General features: G+C 57.8%; 12 protein-coding genes. 9 read left to right on the top strand and 3 right to left on the bottom strand.

The genetic code is table 11. The annotated features are described in order from the left end of the window. Positions 1 to 18: 18 nt before the first annotated feature. Complete coding sequence (locus L1A08_RS09705) at positions 19 to 1,443, bottom strand: DUF1501 domain-containing protein (protein ID WP_238756142.1); 1,425 nt, start codon at positions 1,441 to 1,443, stop codon at positions 19 to 21. 41 nt (positions 1,444 to 1,484) lie between these two features. Next, positions 1,485 to 4,550: a PSD1 and planctomycete cytochrome C domain-containing protein gene (locus tag L1A08_RS09700; RefSeq protein WP_238756141.1), complete on the bottom strand. Its 3,066-nt coding sequence runs from the start codon at positions 4,548 to 4,550 to the stop codon at positions 1,485 to 1,487. 275 nt (positions 4,551 to 4,825) lie between these two features. On the opposite strand from L1A08_RS09700, the gene L1A08_RS09695 reads away from it, so the two are divergent. Next, positions 4,826 to 5,305, top strand: a complete 480-nt coding sequence (locus tag L1A08_RS09695) for a hypothetical protein (RefSeq protein ID WP_238756140.1) — start codon at positions 4,826 to 4,828, stop codon at positions 5,303 to 5,305. 4 nt (positions 5,306 to 5,309) lie between these two features. Here L1A08_RS09695 and L1A08_RS09690 read toward each other — a convergent pair whose 3' ends face one another. Beyond that, positions 5,310 to 5,705, bottom strand: coding sequence for a hypothetical protein (locus L1A08_RS09690; RefSeq protein WP_238756139.1), 396 nt, complete (start codon positions 5,703 to 5,705; stop codon positions 5,310 to 5,312). Between the two features lie 332 nt (positions 5,706 to 6,037). On the opposite strand from L1A08_RS09690, the gene L1A08_RS09685 reads away from it, so the two are divergent. The 8 genes from L1A08_RS09685 (at position 6,038) to L1A08_RS09650 (ending at position 20,231) form a co-directional block, all read left to right on the top strand. Then, positions 6,038 to 7,432, top strand: a complete 1,395-nt coding sequence (locus L1A08_RS09685) for a bifunctional folylpolyglutamate synthase/dihydrofolate synthase (RefSeq protein WP_238756138.1) — start codon at positions 6,038 to 6,040, stop codon at positions 7,430 to 7,432. Positions 7,433 to 7,435: 3 nt separating this feature from the next. Further along, complete coding sequence (gene truB / locus L1A08_RS09680) at positions 7,436 to 8,350, top strand: tRNA pseudouridine(55) synthase TruB (protein ID WP_238756137.1); 915 nt, start codon at positions 7,436 to 7,438, stop codon at positions 8,348 to 8,350. A 162-nt stretch (positions 8,351 to 8,512) separates the two neighbouring features. Continuing rightward, positions 8,513 to 9,946, top strand: a complete 1,434-nt coding sequence (locus L1A08_RS09675) for a circularly permuted type 2 ATP-grasp protein (protein ID WP_238756136.1) — start codon at positions 8,513 to 8,515, stop codon at positions 9,944 to 9,946. A 36-nt stretch (positions 9,947 to 9,982) separates the two neighbouring features. Next, positions 9,983 to 10,972 carry an alpha-E domain-containing protein gene (locus tag L1A08_RS09670; RefSeq protein ID WP_238756135.1) on the top strand — a complete coding sequence of 330 codons (990 nt, stop codon included), beginning with the start codon at positions 9,983 to 9,985 and terminating at the stop codon, positions 10,970 to 10,972. Between the two features lie 85 nt (positions 10,973 to 11,057). Next, on the top strand, positions 11,058 to 14,420 hold the full coding sequence (locus L1A08_RS09665; RefSeq protein ID WP_261362839.1) for a transglutaminase family protein: 3,363 nt from the start codon (positions 11,058 to 11,060) through the stop codon (positions 14,418 to 14,420). 119 nt (positions 14,421 to 14,539) lie between these two features. After that, positions 14,540 to 17,062, top strand: coding sequence for a circularly permuted type 2 ATP-grasp protein (locus L1A08_RS09660; protein ID WP_238756133.1), 2,523 nt, complete (start codon positions 14,540 to 14,542; stop codon positions 17,060 to 17,062). A gap of 23 nt (positions 17,063 to 17,085) precedes the next feature. Next, positions 17,086 to 17,994, top strand: coding sequence for a transglutaminase family protein (locus L1A08_RS09655; protein WP_238756132.1), 909 nt, complete (start codon positions 17,086 to 17,088; stop codon positions 17,992 to 17,994). Positions 17,995 to 18,083: 89 nt separating this feature from the next. Beyond that, entirely contained in the window at positions 18,084 to 20,231 is a 2,148-nt protein-coding gene (locus L1A08_RS09650) for an SGNH/GDSL hydrolase family protein (protein WP_238756131.1), read from the top strand. Positions 20,232 to 20,257 lie beyond the last annotated feature (26 nt).

Below are 20,257 nucleotides of genomic sequence, written 5' to 3'. Positions count from 1 at the left end.
GCACTCCACCTGATCGGGTCAGGCGAGGATCTCTTTCACCACATTCCCGTGCACATCGGTCAATCGGAAATCGCGGCCCTGCAGCCGGAATGTGAGCCGCTTGTGGTCAAACCCCAGCAGCTGCAGAATCGTGGCGTGCAGGTCGTGGACATGCACCGGATTCTCACCCACATTAAAGCCCAGCTCATCTGTGGCCCCGTACGTCATTCCGGGCTTGATCCCGCCTCCGGCGAGCCACATGCTGAACGAGTTCGGGTGATGGTCGCGACCATCGTTGCCGCCCTGAACCATGGGAGTCCGGCCGAATTCGCCTCCCCAGATGACGAGAGTTTCATCGAGCAGGCCCTGCTGCTTCAAATCGGCGACAAGTGCCGCGGCGGCCTGATCGGTGTCTTTGCAGTTATCAGCGATTCCTTTTGTCAGTCCGCCGTGCTGATCCCAGGATTCGTGAAACAACTGGACGAAACGGACTCCGCGCTGGACGAGACGTCGCGCGAGCAGACAGTTGTTGGCGAACGAGGCCTTATTCGGTTCGGCTCCGTACATATCGAGCACATGTTTCGGCTCACTCGCCAGATTCATAGCTTCCGGAGCAGTCGCCTGCATGCGAAATGCCATCTCGTAGGAGCTGACGCGAGTCGCGATTTCAGGATCGCCCACAACATCAAGTTGCCGGCGGTTCAACGTATTGACCGCATCCAGAGTCGCCCGCTGCATCGTATCGTCGACGCCGGGGGGGTTGGAAAGATAGAGCACGGGATCGCCGCTGGTTCGAAACTCGACCCCGGTGTGAACGGTTGGCAGAAAGCCGCTACTCCAGTTCCCGGCTCCGGCACTGGGACCTTTCTTCCCGCTGTTGAACACAATGTAGGCGGGCAGATTCCGCGATTCGCTCCCCAGACCATAAGTGACCCAGGACCCCATACTGGGACGACCGAACTGCTGCGAGCCGGTGCTCATCAGGAGTTGACCGGGAGCATGGTTGAAGGCATCGGTCTTCATCGAGCGGATAATGCAGATGTCATCGGCAACCTTCGCCAGATGCGGCAGCTGATCAGAGAGCTCCGCCCCCGACTCGCCGTGCTTTGAGAACGGATACTTTGGCCCGAGCAGTTTGGAGTTCGGGTTGATGAAGGCCGCTCGATAGCCTTTGAGCAGGTCAGCAGGGGGCAACGTCCCATCCAGCTTTTCGAGCGTCGGCTTGTAGTCGAACATCTCGAACTGACTCGGCCCGCCTCCCATAAACAGCAGGATGACGTTCTTCGCCTTCGCGGGGTAATGCGGCTTCTTCGGAGCCAGCGGATCAGCCGAGGCATTCGCGGCCTGTGCGGAATCAGCCAGCAGATCGGACAGAGCGATTCCGCCCAGACCGATGCCACACTGCTGGAGAAACCAGCGGCGGGCAATACTGTTCCGTTGAGAGATCGATTCGTAATTTTGCATGATGACACCTGATGGCTTCAGGAACGGCTTTGATTCGTGTCTTACTGACGGGTAATGGTTTCGTCGAGGTTCAGCAGCGTCCGGGCGACAATCAGCCAGGCAGCGAACTCAGACCGTTGCACTTCGGTCCGACAGAATTCGTCGTCAACGAGCAGATCGAGTTTGAGTTCGTCAGCAGCAATCCGCTCCCGCTGGGCGTTAAGCAGCTCCGTCAGGATCTCCACTTCTTCCGGAGATGCCTCGCGGCTCAACGCAAGTCGATAACCATATTGAATACGATCGGCATCGGTCCCATTGCTTTCGTCGAGGAGCCGTTTCGTCAGCGCCTGGGCAAACGAGACGAACTGAGGTTCATTCAGCAGCACGAGAGCCTGCAGCGGCGTATTGCTGCGCGTTCTGCGAACACAGGCGGCGTCCCCCTTGGGGATGTCGAACACCTGCAGCGGCGGGTAGGGGACGGAACGGTATTTATGCACATAGAGACTTCGGCGACGCTGTTGCTCAACCGGGGAGAGCGGCCAGTTCTTGGGGCCATAGCTGGCGGGAGGCTGAAAGAGAAACTCCGGAGCAGGGGGATAGATGCTTTCGCCTCCCAGTTCCGGATTGAGCAGCCCACTGGCGGTCAGAGCGATATCGCGGACAATCTCGGCATCGACACGGAAGCGGGCTCCACGCGAGAGCAGTGTATTGACGGGGTCTTTCTGACGACGCTGCTCAGATGCGGATGAGGTCTGACGATACGTATTCGATGTGACGATCAGTCGATGAAGATGCTTGAGATCCCATCCACTTTCCATGAACTCGACCGCGAGCCAGTCGATGAGCAGCGGATGCGAAGGTGGCGGCGACTGCGACCCGAGATCTTCCGGTGTCGAGACGATTCCGTTCTCAAAATAAGCCTGCCAGATTCGGTTCACGAGCGCGCGAGCGGTCGTCGGCGAATCGCGGGAGACAAGCCAGCGGGCAAAGTCGAGCCGATCCGGAGCTTCGGTATCCTGGAATGGATTCAGGAACGACGGAGCACCGGGAGTGACTTGGTCCCCGGGGCTGAGAAAGTCGCCCCGTTCCATGACAAAGGTCTCGCGTCCCTCGCCCATTTCCTGAGCGGTCAGCTGAGAATGACCCGCTGGGTAGGATTTCCAGAGTTCCTCGAACTCGGCGTTCACCCCGGCCAGTTCGGGTCGGGTCTTACGCCAATGGTGAAGGAGTGTGGTCCACTGCTGAGGAGTCCGTTCTTCTACGGGGACGGCCAGCACCGCTTCCACCGGTGACGGAATTGTCTGCTCGCCAGGAATGTCTTGATCCGACACCGAGAAGCGATAGCGTCCCATGATGTAGGAATCGTTGTCGTCGGAGTTGGAACCGCCGTGAGTCTGCACCAGTCGCCAGCTGAGCTCGAACTCCTGATCGAAGTTCAGCGGCTCCTCGGGAACGAAGATCGCGTGCATGTCCTGATTGCGTCGGCCGGGATCGATGTCGGTCGTCCAGGCTGTTTTCTTCTCGCCATCGATCGCATATTCAATCGGTCCGGTAACCCGGTGATCGTTCTCGGCGTCGTTCTCGCGGAAGGCGTCCGGCAAGTGGGATTCTGCCGGGTTGAAATCGGCCATCGCTCGAACGAACTTGACCTTCCGAACCTTTTCGCCTTTCGGCGTCACGTTCACTTCAAACTCGGTCAGTGCTCCCGTGCCATATAGGGAACGGCCAGGTCCGTTGTGCGGCAACTGGGGATGAGTCAGCAGATCGAGCCTTACTGCTTTGATCTCCTGAGCGGGCAACGTCGTGCCCAGAACAACGGTCGACTTCGCCGGCGCGAAACTCTCGCTCAATACCGATCCATCATCGAGGATGCGGAACTTCTGTCCCTCAAAGGGAATCTCGGTCGGCACAACGGTCTGCCAGTCGACCTGCTGTTCAGCAAGGTGCTTCTCCCATTCCTTGAGTTCCTGCTTCCACTCGGGATAGCGGTTCTTGACCTGTTCCTCGAGCGAAGCCATGCGAGCGTGAATCTGTTTACGCTCTTCCTGCTGCTCGGGCGTGTAGACGGTCGTAATCGCTTCATGAAACCCGTTAATGGCCGCGAACATTTGATAGTATTCGCTCTGCTGCAACGGGTCGTATTTATGCGTGTGACACTGAGCGCACTGGGTCGTGAGGCCGAGGATCGACTTGCCGATTGCGTCCATCCGGTCGAACATGCCTTCAACGCGGAACTGCTCCGGATCGGCTCCGCCTTCTTCGTTAATCATTGAGTTCCGCAGGAAGCCGGTCGCGATCCGGCTCTGCTGATCGGCTCCCGGAATGAGATCACCAGCGATCTGCTCGATGACAAACTCGTTGTAGGGCTTATTACTGTTGAGGGCATCAATCACCCAGTCGCGGTAGAACCAGACGCTCCGCTGTTTGTCCTTTTCGTAACCATCGGAATCGGCATAGCGGGCCGCATCGAGCCACCAGCGGGCCCAGTGCTCTCCATAATGAGGAGAGGCGAGCAAGTGCTCGACAAGTTTTGCGTCCCAGTCAGCGGCTGGTTCGTTCTGCCAGCGATGCTGCGCGGCGAGCGTGGGAGGTAGTCCAGTCAGGTCGAGATACAATCGGCGAATCATCGTCGAGCGGTCGGCTTGGGAGCTGAAGGACATTCCTTCCTTCTCGAGCCGCGCAAGGACGAACCGGTCAATCGGGCTGTGAACGAGAGCTTCGTTTTCGACCTCAGGGAGTTCGGGCCGTTCGGGAGGCACGAATGCCCAGTGCTGGTCGTACTCAGCCCCCTGTTCGATCCACTGCCGCATCTTTGCGACCTCGGCAGGTGTCATCGTCTTGTCCGTCGAGGGCGGAGGCATAACGAGATCGGGATCGGTCGATGTAATCCGTTCGATGATCGCACTGGCGGCGGCATCCCCTGGAACAAGCGCCCCATACTCCACAGCATTCTCGCGGACATCCAGACGCAAACCGACTTCCCGGGTCGTCTCATCGGGCCCATGACAAAGAAAGCATTTGTCGGACAGAACCGGTCGAATATCACGGTTAAAATCGATGTCAGCAGCTCGAGCCGTGGAAACGGAGACGAGCATCAGACCGAGGGTTGCGTAGCGAAGAAGATCCATCGTTCAGGGAGATCCTGCTGGAAATCGTGGGGCAAAGGACGAAGGCGGGACCTGAAATTGTAACGCATCGACGACCGCGAATACAAGAACCGGGAATGCCTTGTGGTCATCCGGCAGCTGCCAGACAGGCTTCACCAGGGTGTGCAACGGCGTCCTGCGTTTTCTGAAGTTCGCCGAAATGTCGCTGGAGAGATGTCTCGACAGTTCTATCGTCTATAATCAGACCGAAGCGTGAAATGTCATTCCCATAACCGCCGTCGAGGAAGTCCGGACCATTGCCTGCTGAGAACCCGATCCTGAAACAGACGCCGCAGGGCGACTTTCGCAATAAGGTCATCCTCACGATCTGCCTCGTCCTGGCAGTGGGGTTGAGCCTGTTCGCTGCCCGATATCGCTGGAATAACGGAGTCGATGTCCAAAACCAGGCGGTGCGGCGGATGTTCTACGTGGTCGGGGAATACCTGAAAGTTCATGAGGGACGCTGGCCACAGAGCTGGGAGGACCTGGAACAGTTTCCTGCTCAGGGAGAATGGGATCATCCGCCTGATTACGAACTGATCCGCAAGAACGTGATTATTGATTTCGATCCGGATCTGGATGAGATTGCTGAACAGTCGCCGGCGGAGTTTCAGGCTATCCGTCCGGTGAATCCGGTCTTCGACTTCGGCAAAGATCCCCGGCTCGTTAATCTCCTGAACACAGTCCAGAAAACCAGAGCGGCCGGGGATCCAACCGGAGGGACGCGCAAAGAGTGAGTGCTCAGCTGATGCCGATGACGCGACCGCCGCTCAGGTAACGGTCCGCCCCCAGGGCCCGGCACCACCGCAGCTTGACGATCGCATTGTGATGAACATCGTTCACCACCCAATCCAGCCGAACGTAGGGCTCGACGATCAGGTCGGCATGTTCGAGACAGAGGCCGCCCTGCGAGAAATTGAGAATGGTCCCCTCGATCGGGGAGCTCTGGGCCACGAGGAGTTCATTGACGGGAGTCACCTCGACGTCGAAGGCAGCCGGGCTGCGGGCGACGTTTCGGCGATCCAACAGGACAGAACGTCTGATCCAGGCCCCGGTTCGCGGCGATTCAGACGAGCGAGCTTCGGAATTCGCGGGGAACGTTTCGAGTGGGAACTCAATAGCTCGAAGTGTGGACATGTCGTCCCTCTCTTTTCTGAATTGAAGTCAGAAGCGACCTGGCCGTCGTGAATGAAGAAGCTGCATCGCGGAACTGCGGGAGGGGTGACGGATGCAATTCGGCCATCGCCGCAAACGTAGGTCGAAATCCTGGCTGTATTCGCCCGCGCACTCCGTATTTTTAAGGATTACCGAGCGTGTACTCGCCAGCGTTTCGATTTGTGCTAATATCAACGTGACGGCAACAGAGAGGTCGCGTTTGGGAGACGTCACCTGGTGAGAGATTGCATCAATGGCAGTCGATCACAGTGGAAATTGCCGGCCCCCTCGCTGCTGAGGTTCAGGACTGAGAGATGATCAATACGTATGAGGATGCCGTCGCCTGGCTGTATGGTCGGGTCAACTACGAGCGGCTGGGTTCGAACCAGTACGGGGCATCCGACTTCAAACTCGAACGGATGCGGCGTCTTCTCGAAGCATTGGGCAATCCGCAGGATCGAATTCCGGCTGTGCACATCGCTGGCACCAAAGGGAAGGGGACCACGGCGGCCCTCGTCGCCGCGATCGCACAGGAAGCCGGCTATAAAGTCGGGTTGTTTACGTCCCCTCACATGAACAACATCGAGGAGCGGTTCGTCGTTAATGGGCAGATGGTTTCCACGCTTCGATTCATCGGGCTCGTCCAGCGAATGGCGGACTATGTCGACAGCCTGCCAGAATCCGCCAGCGGAATGATGCCCACGTTCTTTGAATTCATCACTGCGATCGCGTGGCAGCATTTCACGGAAGAACAGGTCGACCTGGTTGTACTGGAAGTCGGTCTCGGCGGGCGGCTCGATTCGACGAACCTGTGTTCTCCACTCGTCTCGGCAATTTCCAGCATTTCGCTCGATCATACGCGTCTGCTCGGCTCGACTGTCGAGCAGATCGCCGCTGAGAAAGCCGGCATCATCAAACGTGGAGTTCCTGTCGTGACTTCTGCAGAGACACCGGCGGTCCGAGAGCTGTTTCGGAACAAAGCCCGTGATCTCGACTGCCCCTATACGGAACTCCACACCGACTTCGCGTTCGACGTGGAAAGCCCGTGGACGGAAGCCGAACGGCAACAGAAGCTCGTCTTCTATCCGCTTTCCGAGGCTGGTCGAGAGGGAGCCGAGGAACGGCTGGAAGTCGTGTTCCGGAAGCCCGGACGTGTTTACGGTAACAATATCGCTCTGGCGCTCGGCTGCATTCGCGAGCTGCGCAAACGGGGATACACGTTCAATACTGAAGCGACTCAAAAAGCTGTCCGTGACATTGCACTGCCGTTGCGATTCGAGATTCTCCAGGATCGACCGCTGCTGATTGCTGATGCCGCCCACAATCCGTCGTCGTTCGAAAACCTGATCACGACTGTCCACGCCGTCTTTCCCGGACGACCGGTTACATTCCTGGTAGCGGTCTCTAAAGATAAAGATTACGCGACAATGTGCCGATCGATTCCGGACACCGATCGTGTCATCGTGACCCAGTACGGGGGGAACGAACGCGGACTCCCGGCTGCTCAACTGCTTGGCTGCCTCCGTGAATCCCATCGTGGCGAATCGTTGACGTTCGCTGATCCTCGCACGGCTCTGGCGGAAGCGCTGCAGTCGACTCCCGCGGAAGGAGTGGTCGTCGCCACGGGTTCTCTCTTCCTGGCTGCTGAAATTCGTACTCTCGTCTGCCCGGAACAGGTCTGCCGGCAGCTCTCAACTCAGGTTGCTTAAGCGATGAATGCTCCCGGACTACTTGTCATCAATAAACCGACCGGTCCCACGTCGCGAGATGTGGTCGATCGCGTTCGCCGCGTGACTGGAATTCGTCGCTGTGGTCACGCCGGCACGCTTGATCCGCTGGCCACGGGCGTCCTGGTTATCTGCCTGAACAATGCCACTCGACTGGTTCCTTATATTCAGCGAATGGCCAAAACCTACCGGGCCTCATTTCGGTTTGGTGTCCGCAGTAATACCGATGATGTCGAAGGCGAACTCGAACAGGTCCCGGACGCCGTTCCACCCACACCGGACGAACTTCGCTCTCTACTCGCTCAGTTTCGCGGCGAGATCACACAAGTTCCGCCGAAATTCTCCGCCGTCATGGTGCAGGGGAAGCGAGCCTATGACCTGGCCCGGCAGGGAGAAGATTTCGAGCTGACAGCCAAGACCGTCCGGATCGATCGCTTCGACCTGCTCAATTGCCGGGGCCGGGAATGGCAGGCGTTAATTCAATGTGGTTCAGGGACCTATGTCCGATCGCTGGGACGCGATGTGGGTGAACTGGCCGGTTGCGGAGCCGTGATGACCGATCTTTCCCGCGAGGCCATCGGACGTTTCACATTGGCTGAGGCGGTTCGGCTGGAAGACCTGGAACGGGACACCTGGGAAGACTATCTGCTTCACCCGATTGAAGCTGTTCGCGAGCTTCCCGCTTACACCTGTTCGTCGCGAGAGGCGATCTGGGCGGCCAATGGTCGGAAGATCCCTGTCCCCTCCGAGAAACTTCCGGACGGATTGGAGATGGCGCTGCTTACCGAAGAGGCTAAACTGATAGGCATCGCCAATTACCAGAAACGATCGTCCGTCCTGTCCCCGCGAATTGTGATCCGTCCCACGGAACAGACCGCGGCCAACGCTGCAAACAAATAAAGCAGTACTGCGTAAAAGACCTACAACCACGTTGTTACAGAGGAGTCACGCCCCCTAAGAACGCCGCCTGAAAGCGAACGGTCTCAGATTTGCTGCTGCAGATGAACTGGACTTGAGGAACGACGCACGCCCGTCCCTACACCAACGAAGAGCGGTTGCCGAATGTTTTCTGACTACCCTGTACCACCTTGCTTTGATGAACTTCTCACCAAGGCTCATGAGTCTCGCTTTCCCACGGTTTCGCTCGCTTTGACGAACCTCGGCTACGATGAAATCATCGAACGCCAGCTCGTCACTGACGAAAGGCTTCGCGACCTCGGAATCACGTTCGCCGTTTACGGACATCAGGACGGCAACGAAAAAGTCTGGCCGTTCGATCTCCTCCCTCGGGTCGTTGGGCATGAAGAATGGCAGCACATCGATCGTGGCCTGCGTCAGCGAATCTTCGCTCTCAATCTGTTTGTCGACGATATCTATAACGAACAGAAGATCCTGAACGACGGAATCATCCCCCGCGAGATGATTCAAACCGCGGCCACGTTCCGGAAGGAATGCGTCGGGCATCGGCCTCCCAAGGGAGTCTGGACGCACATCACCGGCACCGATCTGATCCGTCATGAGGATGGCGAGATCTATGTGCTTGAAGACAACCTTCGCTGCCCCTCAGGCGTGTCTTACGTGCTTGAGAACCGTGAGGTCATGAAACGGGTGCTTCCCGAAGTCTTCAACGGACAGTCCGTGGCATCCGTGGAAGATTATCCCGAACGACTGCTCGATACGCTTCTCGCCACCGCTCCTGATGGCGTCGACATGCCGGTCGCCGTGCTGCTCACGCCTGGCATCTTCAACTCGGCGTATTTTGAGCATTCCTTCCTTGCTCAACAGATGGGAATCGAACTGGTTCAGGGACCAGACCTGGTTGTCATCGACACTTACGTCTACACCAAAACGATTCGGGGCCTCCGCAAAGTCGATGTCATCTATCGGCGAATCGACGACACGTTTCTGGATCCTCTTACATTCCGGGACGATTCGGTGATTGGTGTGGCGGGGCTGATGGAAGCTCATCGTCTCGGGCACGTGACACTGGCCAACGCTCCAGGAACAGGCGTTGCCGATGACAAAGCCATCTACGCTTACGTACCGGAAATCATCAAGTATTACACAGGTGAAGATCCCATTCTTCAGAACGTCCCGACGTATGTCTGCTCCGATCCCAAGCAGCGGGAGCACGTGCTGAAGAACCTCGAAAGCCTGGTGGTCAAGCCAACCAACGAAGCGGGCGGCTATGGCATCGTTCTGGGGCCGCGGGCCTCAAAGAAGGAACTCGAAGAATGCCGGGCGCAGATCAAGGCTGATCCGCGCAATTATATTGCCCAACCGATGCTGCAGCTCTCGACAGTACCGACAATGTGCCCGGACGGTGTTGAGCCGCGACACGTCGACCTGAGACCGTTTGTCCTTCTGGGGGGACTCGACGCAGCCGATATGTACGTCCTTCCCGGCGGACTGACGCGAGTCGCGCTGGTAAAGAACTCCATGATCGTCAATTCCTCGCAGGGCGGCGGAAGCAAAGATACCTGGGTCCTTGGCTGATCCTGAAACAAGCGAAAGACAGAGAGAACAACAGACATGCTCAGTCGCGTTGCTGACTCGATCTTCTGGATGAGCCGCTACATTGAACGGGCCGACAACGTCGCCCGATTCATTGACGTCAACCAGAAGCTTACCCTCGGCTTTCAACGTTCGATATCCACTCAGTGGGAACCACTCATCCTGACGACGGGTGACAATGACCGCTTCAAGGAGCTGTACGGCAAAAAGTACACTCAGGAGAACGTGGTCCAGTTTCTCACCCTCGACAGCAGGAATCCGAACTCGATCATCTCCTGCCTCGATGCCGCCCGAGAGAATGCCCGCTGCATTCGCGACAATCTCTCGATTCCCATCTGGCAGGCGATCAACAAGTTCTATTTGATGATCCACGCCTATCCCCGGGATGCCTGCACGTATGCCAATCCCCAGAAGCTGCTGGATATCGTCAAAGATCGTTCTCAGCTCATCGAGGGAGCTGCCGAGCTGACGCTCTCCCACGGGGAAGCCTACAACATCAGCCGACTCGGACGACTGATCGAACGAGCCGACAAAACATCGCGAATCCTTGACGTCAAATATTATATCCTGCTTCCTCGCGTGCAGGATGTCGGCGGCAATCTCGACATCGTCCAGTGGGCCGCCCTACTGAATTCTACTTCGGCACTGCAGATGTATCGGCGAACGCATGGTCGGATCGAGCCAAAGAAAGTCGTTGCGTTTCTTGTCCTCGACCGGTTCTTCCCGCGAGCTTTGCACTACTGCCTGGTAAATGCCGATATGGCGCTGCGCTTCCTTTCCGGGGCACCGCCGTATGTCTTCTCCAATCCGGCCGAACAGTTGCTCGGTCGCATGAAGACGAATATGGATTACATCTCCGTCGATGACATCGTCAACAATGGTCTGCACGAATACATCGATTCGTTCCAGTGCCAGCTGAACGAACTGGGAGTTGCCATCCATCAGGCGTTTTACGGCAACACGACGCGACCGTCGATGCATCAGTCGCAATCCCAATACGTCGTCTGAATGAAACAACCTTCGCGTGAAGAGACCGGCTTCCAGCGAAGCCGGCGTATTCCGCTATGATCCGCCTACTCTCGAGACGACCTCAATGAGCATTCGCGTGGCGCTCCACCATCAGACCCGGTATACCTACGATCGTCGGGTCGTTCTCGGTCCTCAAACCGTCCGATTGCGGCCTGCTCCTCATTGTCGCACGCCCGTGAAATCCTATTCACTGGTCGTCGAACCAGAGGATCACTTCGTCAACTGGCTGCAGGATCCACACAGCAACTTTCTGGCCCGTTACAACTTTCACAGTGCAACAGACCATCTCAGTGTCACCGTGGACCTTACGGTTGAGATGTCGGTCATCAATCCGTTCGACTTCTTCATTGAAGAGTCTGCAGCCGACTTCCCGTTCGAGTATGACGAACATCTGAAAGCCGATCTGGCACCGTTCCTGGCGATTCGCGAACGAGGCTCGGCGTTAGTGGACTACCTCGAGGCGATTGACTACACGCCCCGTCGAACAATCGATTTTCTCGTCGCTGTCAATCAGCAGCTGCAGCAGGACATCAAGTACCTGATTCGAATGGAGCCCGGCGTCCAGACGTGCGAAGAAACGCTGACGAATCGCTCGGGCTCCTGCCGCGATTCCGCCTGGCTGCTGATGCAGATTCTCCGTCATTGCGGCTTCGCCACCCGGTTTGTTTCGGGTTACCTGATTCAGCTGGCTCCTGATGTCCGATCACTCGATGGACCGAGTGGGCCGGAGAAGGATTTCACCGACTTGCATGCGTGGACCGAAGTCTTTCTGCCTGGAGCAGGGTGGGTCGGGCTCGATCCGACATCCGGGCTGCTCGTCTCGGAAGGTCATATCCCACTGGCGTGCACGCCACTTCCAACGACCGCCGCCCCGATTGAAGGTGCGATTGGCAAGTGTGAAGTCGAATTCGATTTCGAGATGCGGATCGAACGGGTTCACGAAGATCCCCGCGTCACCAAACCGTACACCGACACGCAGTGGGAACAGATTCTCCGCGTCGGTGATCAAGTCGAAGAGACCCTGCAGAAGAATGAGGTCAATCTCACGATGGGGGGCGAGCCGACGTTCGTCTCCATCGATGACATGGAAGGCGATGAATGGACAATCGCCGCCGTCGGTCCCGACAAGTACCGTCTTTCCGAAGAGTTGCTCCTCCGCCTGCGCGATCGCTTCGGAGCAGGGGGAATGCTGCACTTCGGTCAGGGGAAATGGTACCCGGGAGAACCGCTCCCCCGCTGGGCACTGACGTGCATGTGGCGCACGGATGGAGAACCGGTCTGTGAGGATCCGGAACTGTTCGCCACTTCCAAGACGAGCACGAAAGCAGATGTAGGCGTTGCCGCGGAGTTTATCGAAACATTGTGCGAGCATATCGGCGTCGAATCCCGCTATGTTCGTCCGGCTTATGAAGATGTCTGGAACGTGATTCATGAGGAGCAGAAGCTCCCAGTCAATGTCGACCCGCGGAAGTTTGATCTGGATAAAGCCGAGGAACGCTTCAAACTTGCGCGGGCCCTCGATCGGGGCGTGACGCAACCTGTCGGATTCGTTCTCCCCCTGAAACGAGCCTGGTGGCAGGCAAACGCGAAGTGGCAAAGCGGGCCCTGGCCGTTCCGGGGTCCCAAGCTGTTTCTGATCCCCGGTGATTCTCCCATGGGATTGCGACTCCCAATCGCTTCCCTGCCGGTCAGCAGCAAACCGGACGATCCGCGACCGAGCGTCTACGAAATTGATCCCTTCGCCCCTCGGGATCGACTTCCGAGCTACGTTGAACTGCGAAACGCCGTGCAGCAAACCCATCTGGAAATGGAAGAAGTCCAGACGCAGTTTCAGCGGCGTGGCCGCGGAGGCAGTCCCGAGGAAACTCTGGAGCAGATCATCGCCCGGGAAGCGACGTCTCAGGCCGCAACCGGAAACGAGGTGCGAACGGCTCTCTGCCTGGAACCGCGAGACGGACGGATTCATATCTTCATGCCGCCGGTGGGCACCCTGGAAGACTATCTCGATTTGACCACGGCGGTCGAAGCCACGGCTCAGACACTCGACGTGCCGGTCGTTTTTGAAGGCTATCTTCCGCCAAACGACCCTCGAATCGAGACCATCAAGGTGACCCCGGATCCCGGCGTCATCGAAGTGAACGTGCAGCCGGCGAGCGACTGGCGGGAACTGGTCGACATTACAACCGCCATCTATGAGGAAGCTCACCTCTGTCGGCTGGGGACCGAAAAATTCCAGCTCGATGGCCGTCACGCCGGAACCGGCGGCGGGAATCACGTTGTCATGGGAGGGCCGACGCCCGATCAGAGTCCGTTTCTGCGGAGGCCGGATCTGCTCGGCAGCATGATCCGATACTGGAACAATCATCCTTCGCTGTCGTACCTGTTTTCCGGAATGTTCATTGGGCCCACCAGTCAGGCACCGCGAATGGACGAGAGCCGACGGGACGCGATCTATGAAATGCAGATCGCACTCGACACGCTCGAAGCTGAACAGAACCGTCCGGCCTGGCTGGTCGATCGCATTTTCCGTCACTTGCTGACCGACCTGACCGGCAATACGCACCGGGCGGAATTCTGTATCGATAAGCTTTATTCGCCCGACTCATCGACTGGTCGTCTCGGTCTGCTGGAATTTCGGGCCTTCGAGATGCCCCCTCATTCTCAGATGAGCCTGACCCAGCAACTGCTGCTGCGGGCCTTCGTCGCCGCGTTCTGGGACAAGCCATACAAGGAAGAGCTGATCGACTGGGGAACCCGCCTTCACGATCAGTTCATGTTGCCCTATTACCTGATGTCCGACTTCCGCATGGTGATTGACGATCTTCGGGAGGCCGGAATTCCGATGGAATATGAATGGTTCATCCCGCACATCGAATTTCGCTGCCCGCTTGTGGGCGACGTCACCTATGACGGGTATCACCTGGAAATCCGTCAGGCAATTGAACCGTGGTATGTCCTCGGCGAACAGGCCAGCGGCAGCGGAACGACCCGATATGTCGACTCTTCGCTGGAACGGTTGCAGATCAAGGTGAGCGGAGCGTTTTCAGACCATTACGTCGTCACGTGCAACGGTCGAACGCTTCCGATGCATCCGACTGAGATCGCGGGCGAATACGTGGCTGGAGTTCGTTATCGAGCCTGGCAGCCGCCGAACTGTCTGCATCCCACGATCCCGGTGCACGTTCCGCTGGTCTTCGACATCGTGGACCGTGCCCGGATGCGATCGATTGGCGGGTGCCGGTACCACATCGAAAACGCCGGCGGCCTGAATCCTTCAAGCTTCCCGGTCAATGCGCTGGAAGCCGAGAGCCGACGGGCCTGTCGTTTCTTCCGTTTCGGTCATACGCCGGGACGCGTGCAGCTGGTCGAAACTTCTCGGAATCCCCATTATCCATTCACGCTCGATCTCCGGCAGAAGGCAACATAGAATCCCGTTACCACGCCGGCGGGACGCGGCTGGATTTCCCCATTCGGCATGAGATCTCATGCATTCGCGTCCCGATGGTACAGGGAAGCTTCCGTCGAAATTCGCCAAGGCGCTCGTGAATGATCTCGCATGTTGCAACAGGCTCCACCATGGAACGGCTGCTCTCGTATGTTGGCCCTCCGGATGCCTTTGATGAATTCCGGACAGCCGACGGAACGATTCAGCCGCAATGGCACCGGTTAATTGATTCTCTGAACGAACTGAGCAATGACGAGTTAGCAACGCGTCAGCTGTCCGCGAATCAGTTCCTGCTTGAGAACGGTGTCAATATCACCGGCTTCGATCAGGACCGTCGTTCCCTTCGTCCCTGGGAAATCGATCTGCTTCCAGCGATGTTCGCAGCGGAAGACTGGGATCGAGTGCATGCCGGGATTTCTCAGCGAGCCAGACTCATCGATCTGGCGGTTCGCGACCTGTACGGCGCCCAGACGATTCTCTCCGAAGGACTACTGCCGACGGATCTGATCTTCAAGAATCCCGAGTTCCAGCGGGCATTCCACAATCTGCCTCCCGTCAGCTCGCGTCTGCTTCTCTATGGCAGCGAAATTGCCCGATCCCCCAGTGGAGACTGGTGGGTGATGGCCGATCGAGCCAATGCTCCGGCTGGAATCAGCTACACGCTCGAGAACCGCATCGTCCTATCGAAGACGCTGCCTCAGTTTTTGCGGCAGTGTCAGGTACATCGGCTCGCACCGTTCTTCATGCAGTTTCACGAGTCGATCAAGAAACTCGCGCGGCACCGCCGCCAGAATCCGGCCGTCGTCATTCTGAGTGGGGGCCCGACGCAGGCGTTCTACTTCGAGGACGTCTTCCTGGCCCGCTATCTCGGCTATACGCTTGTCGAAGCGGACGACCTGACCGTGCGGAAGAACCATGTCTGGCTGAAAACCTTGACGGGTCTTGTGCCGGTCGATGTGATTATCCGCCGATATGTCGACCAGAACATCGACCCGCTCGAAGTGGGTGGATATTCCCCTAACGGAATCGCCGGACTGCTCAGCGCGATGCGACACCGAAACGTGGTGATGCTGAACGGTCCGGAATTCGGACTGCTCGATTCTCCGGTCTTCATGCCGTTCCTGCCGGCCCTTTGTCGACACTTGCTCGGCGAAGAGTTACTCATGCCCTCGATCGCCACCTGGTGGTGCGGCCAGAAAGACGCCTTCGAACATGTTCTCTCCCAATTCGACTCGCTTGTCGTGAAGCCGGCCTTTTCGCATTCCGGAGGACAGGAATACGTTATCAGTGATTTGAAGGAGCAGCAGCGAGACCAGCTGCTGCAGACACTGAAAGCCCGCCCGTGGCAATATGTTGCACAGGAGAAGATTGTCCGGTCGGCGGCTCCGTGCTGGATCGGCAAGCACTTTCGTCCGGGGTATCTCGCCCTCAGGACGTTCGCCGTCCGCAAAGATGAGACCTTTGATGTGATGAACGGTGGCCTGATTCGCGTCGAGACATCTCCCGAACCGATGCCGCTTTCCATTTCAGCCGGTCAGTGCAGTAAAGATGTCTGGATTTGCTCCAATAAGCCTGTTCCCGCCGTCTCGCTTCTGGCACGTATCCAGGAACCGCCCAAGCTTCAGCGCGCCAACAATCGCCTCCCGAGCCGTGCCGCCGATAACCTGTACTGGCTGGGACGCTATCTGGAACGACTCGAATTCGCAGGTCGCCTGATTCGCAAAACAACCGAGCGGATGCTCAGCGAGTCGGGACAGCAGGCCATGTTCGATGTCTTTCCCATGATCTCCTGTCTGGCGGAGCAGGGCGTGGTTGAAGAGTCGCTCTGTCTCGATGATTTCTTCCCGGCGCGCGAACATATCGAATCGTTGTGGCCGAAGATTGTTTGCGGTCAGGAAGCGCCAGGCAATTTCAGAGACCTCTGCGAACAGGTGATCCGGATCGCCTCCCTCGTTCGTGACCGAATGACGGACGACTTCTGGCGAGCGATTCAACAGATGCGGCAAACGATCCGGCCCTCTCAGGACATGACTCTGAGCGACGTTCAGAATCTGATGAATTCATTGATGCTCCAGATTTCCGCGCTGTCCGGTCAGATCTCCGATGGACTCGTTCACGGGCCGACCCGGCACTTCCTGCTGATCGGACGGACGCTGGAACGATCTCGTCAACTTGGGTTGACCCTTCGTCACTTTCTGAAGGATCTCGACGAACGCGATGTCCTTCCGCTGGTCACGCTGCTCGATGTCTGCAACAGCATCATGACGTATCGATCCCGATATCGAGCGAACTTCGCGGTCCTCCCGGCTTTCGATCTGCTCGTGACCGATTCAAGCAACCCACATGCACTCGTATTCCAGTTCAACGAACTGCGGCGTCTACTGGCCGAACTGCCTTATAAGGACAAACGACGGCCTCTTGTTCCACCGGAGTGGGGCAGCGTGCGCGAATTGCGGTTTAAGGTACAATCGCTGTTGCCGACATCAGACCGGCAGCCGAACTGGTCCGACTATCGTCCGCCTCTCGAAGAACTCCTCAATTCACTGGATGAACGGATTAATGTCATCTCCAACCAGCTGACATCGACCTTCTTTGTCCTGGCCGAATTCCACCAGCAGGTTTGAGTTTTCCGAACTCGAAAGAGCGCATGAGATACCGCGTCACACATATCACCCGTTTCGATACGGAAGATCGCGTTTCGATCGGCATGAATCAGGTCTATCTGACGCCTCGACAAACGCCGAACCAGACGTGCGAACACACTCGTCTGACGACCGACCCGCCGACCACGACGTTTGATCGGCGCAGTGATTACTATGGGAACACCGTTCACTTCCTGTCGTTCGAACGTGGCTATGAACATCTTGAGATTCATGCATCGAGCCGCGTCGACGTCAGGAAACCGGTCCTGCCGGCTCCGGAGGCATCCCCCCCCTGGGATCAGATTGTCGCTTCGGTCTGTCAGGAACCATGCCCATATGATTTCCATACCCGGGAGATGCAGGCCGCTTCTCCTCGCGTCGACGATCTCGCCGAACTGATTCAACCTGCGGCTCGCCAGTTGTTTCCCGATGGCGAGCCCGTTCTGATCGGCCTGAAAAGACTTCTGGCGTACTTCGCCAGCGAATACAAGTTCGACTCCGAAGCGACCACGGTGAGTACGCCTACCAGCGACATCTTCAAGAAGAAGCGAGGTGTCTGCCAGGATTTTTCGCATCTGGCCATTGCGCTGTGCCGGGCGGTTGATTTGCCGGCGCGCTACGTTAGCGGTTACATCCGTACGCGTCCGCCAGAGGGGCGTCCGCGACTTCGTGGAGCCGATGCCTCCCACGCCTGGATCAGCGTCTTCTGCGGTCCACTCGGGTGGATTGACTGCGATCCGACCAACAACTGTTTTCTTGGTGAGGAACACATTACCGTCGCCTGGGGCCGAGACTATGCCGACGTCGCTCCCGTAAAGGGGGTCGTGATCGGTTCAGGCTCTCACAATCTGAAGGTCTCGGTCGATGTCGAGCCGATTGGCGAATCGACGTCCGATCTTCCGGTCGCCAGCTGACAGCATCGGCCGGGCCGCTTTCGTCCCCAGATCGATTGCATTATCCTCGCAGAGTGCGACCGCCACTCTAACGCTTTGCGAGGATCCCTATGAAGACGCTCCGCCTGTTGCTGATGCTCTGCGTTTCAACGTCCGCTTCATCTGCGCGGGCAGAAGCCCCGCCCGCATTTCCTCTCGACGCCGAGAGAATCCTGTTCCTCGGAGATTCGATTACTCACGCCGGCGGTTACATCGCATACGTCGAAGCAGAACTTCGACTGCAGGGGCTGTCGCCGCGACCGGAGTTGATCAACCTGGGATTAAGCTCTGAGACCTGTACCGGGCTGAGCGAACCGGATCATCCGTTTCCGCGGCCGGACGTTCATGAACGGATTGACCGGGCTCTGAAGAAGCTGAAGCCGGATGTGGTCGTCGCCTGCTACGGCATGAACGACGGGATCTACTACCCATTCGCCGAAGACCGCTTCAAGGAGTATCAGGCCGGGATCAGGAGCATTGTCGAGAAGGCCCACGCAGCCGGAGCGAAAGCGATTATTCTCACGCCGCCTCCGTTTGATTCCCATCCCGTGAAAGAGAAGACACGACCGGCTGGTGCGGAGGAATACGCCTACTACGCGCCTTTCGAGGGCTACGACAACGTCCTGTCCCGGTATAGCGACTGGCTCCAGCAGTCGAAAATCGGGGCTGAGATGGTGATCGATCTGCACACGCCGCTGAATGCCTACACTCAGGCTGAGCGAAAGAAAGACTCCGATTTCACACTGGCTCCGGATGGAGTCCACTGCAATCGTGTCGGACATCGAATGATCGCTGATCAGATCCTTTCCGCGTGGAATATCTCTTCACGATCAGAAATCCCGGATCAGCTGTTCGATCTGATCCACCACAAACAACGGATCTTGCACGATGCTTACCTCTCGGATGTCGGACACAAGCGGCCGAGCGTCAAACCGGGGCTCCCGGTCGAAGAGGCAAAAAACAAAGCCGCCGAACTCGACGAGCAGATCAGAACCCTGGTCGAGCAGGAACGCCAAACGAAAACTTCGCAGCGGAAGTCTCATCAGGGGACGATCTATCAGGCACATTATCCGGCTGATCTTACGCCGGGAGCCCTGCGGATTTCCGTCGACTACTATCTGTGGATTCCGGATGGCGTCGAAACGGTCCGGGGTGTCATCGTGCATCAACACGGTTGTGGAGTCGGGGCCTCTGTGGGCGGACAGACTGCAGCCGATGATCTGCAGTGGCAGGCCCTGGCCGCGAAGTGGGACTGCGCACTCCTGGGAAGCTCCTATGAACCTCGAGAGGGTATTAACTGCCGCCTCTGGTGTGATCCCCGGAACGGCTCGGGCGCGCGATTCCTTCAGGCTCTCGGAGATTTCTCAGACCTGGCCGGACACCGCGAACTTGAAACCGCTCCCTGGTGCCTCTGGGGGCATTCGGGCGGGGGCTTCTGGTCGTCGCTTATGCAGGTCGAACATCCCGAGCGAATCGTGGCAATCTGGTTTCGATCCGGAACCGCCTTTGGCTACTGGACCAAAGGCGATATTGAAGTCCCCAACATTCCGGATGCCGCTTACCGGATCCCCATGATGGCCAATCCGGGAGTCAAAGAGAGAGACCATGAACGCTTTCAGGCGGCGTGGACAGGACTATTGGCGATGCAGAAGGCGTATCAGGAACAGGGAGCCACATTTTTCGAGTTTGCGGCTGATCCGAATACGAGCCATGAGTGCGGCGGTTCGCGTTTTCTGGCGATTCCGTTTTTCGACTTCTGGCTCGAACATCGGCTGCCGACCGACCCAGCCGATCAATTGCGTCCAGCGGTTGCTGCGCTGGATCAATGGCACGGAGAAATGTCTCGTCGCCTGGAAGGATACCTCCACGCGGGCCTCGCCGACGATCGGACTCCACCACCGCCGCCTGCCAATGTCCGGGGTCAACGGAACGATGATCAGTCACTGACGTTGACCTGGACCGCCACAGCTGACCTGGAGAGTGGACTCAAGGGCTTCGTCATCGAACACGATGGCGAGCCGATCGCGGCGCTGCCGGAAACGCCGCAGGCCACGTTCGGACACTACCTGTTTCAGGGCATCTCTTATCACGACACCCCGAACGCCCCGCTTGCCGAGATGACGGTCACGATCCCCGATGCTGATGCAGCGGAAAGCTATTCCGTTCGAGCGGTCAACACCTGCGACCTGAAATCCGAAGCCAGTGTCTGCACTCCCTAAGGCAGGACGACATCGTCTGAACTTCA

The sequence above is a fragment of the Rubinisphaera margarita genome, assembly GCF_022267515.1.
In the GTDB taxonomy this organism is placed as follows: Bacteria; Planctomycetota; Planctomycetia; order Planctomycetales; family Planctomycetaceae; genus Rubinisphaera; species Rubinisphaera margarita.
The sequence above is the reverse complement of the archived record's forward strand: the minus strand, read 5'-3'. Positions and strand labels throughout refer to the sequence as shown.

Coding starts and splice junctions, on each gene's coding strand:
- L1A08_RS09665 (WP_261362839.1), top strand. CDS start 11,058: ATGAGCATTCGCGTGGCGCTCCACCATCAGACCCGGTATACCTACGAT.
- L1A08_RS09655 (WP_238756132.1), top strand. CDS start 17,086: ATGAGATACCGCGTCACACATATCACCCGTTTCGATACGGAAGATCGC.
- L1A08_RS09700 (WP_238756141.1), bottom strand. CDS start 4,550: ATGGATCTTCTTCGCTACGCAACCCTCGGTCTGATGCTCGTCTCCGTT.
- L1A08_RS09685 (WP_238756138.1), top strand. CDS start 6,038: ATGATCAATACGTATGAGGATGCCGTCGCCTGGCTGTATGGTCGGGTC.
- L1A08_RS09675 (WP_238756136.1), top strand. CDS start 8,513: ATGTTTTCTGACTACCCTGTACCACCTTGCTTTGATGAACTTCTCACC.
- truB (WP_238756137.1), top strand. CDS start 7,436: ATGAATGCTCCCGGACTACTTGTCATCAATAAACCGACCGGTCCCACG.
- L1A08_RS09690 (WP_238756139.1), bottom strand. CDS start 5,705: ATGTCCACACTTCGAGCTATTGAGTTCCCACTCGAAACGTTCCCCGCG.
- L1A08_RS09660 (WP_238756133.1), top strand. CDS start 14,540: ATGATCTCGCATGTTGCAACAGGCTCCACCATGGAACGGCTGCTCTCG.
- L1A08_RS09650 (WP_238756131.1), top strand. CDS start 18,084: ATGAAGACGCTCCGCCTGTTGCTGATGCTCTGCGTTTCAACGTCCGCT.
- L1A08_RS09670 (WP_238756135.1), top strand. CDS start 9,983: ATGCTCAGTCGCGTTGCTGACTCGATCTTCTGGATGAGCCGCTACATT.
- L1A08_RS09705 (WP_238756142.1), bottom strand. CDS start 1,443: ATGCAAAATTACGAATCGATCTCTCAACGGAACAGTATTGCCCGCCGC.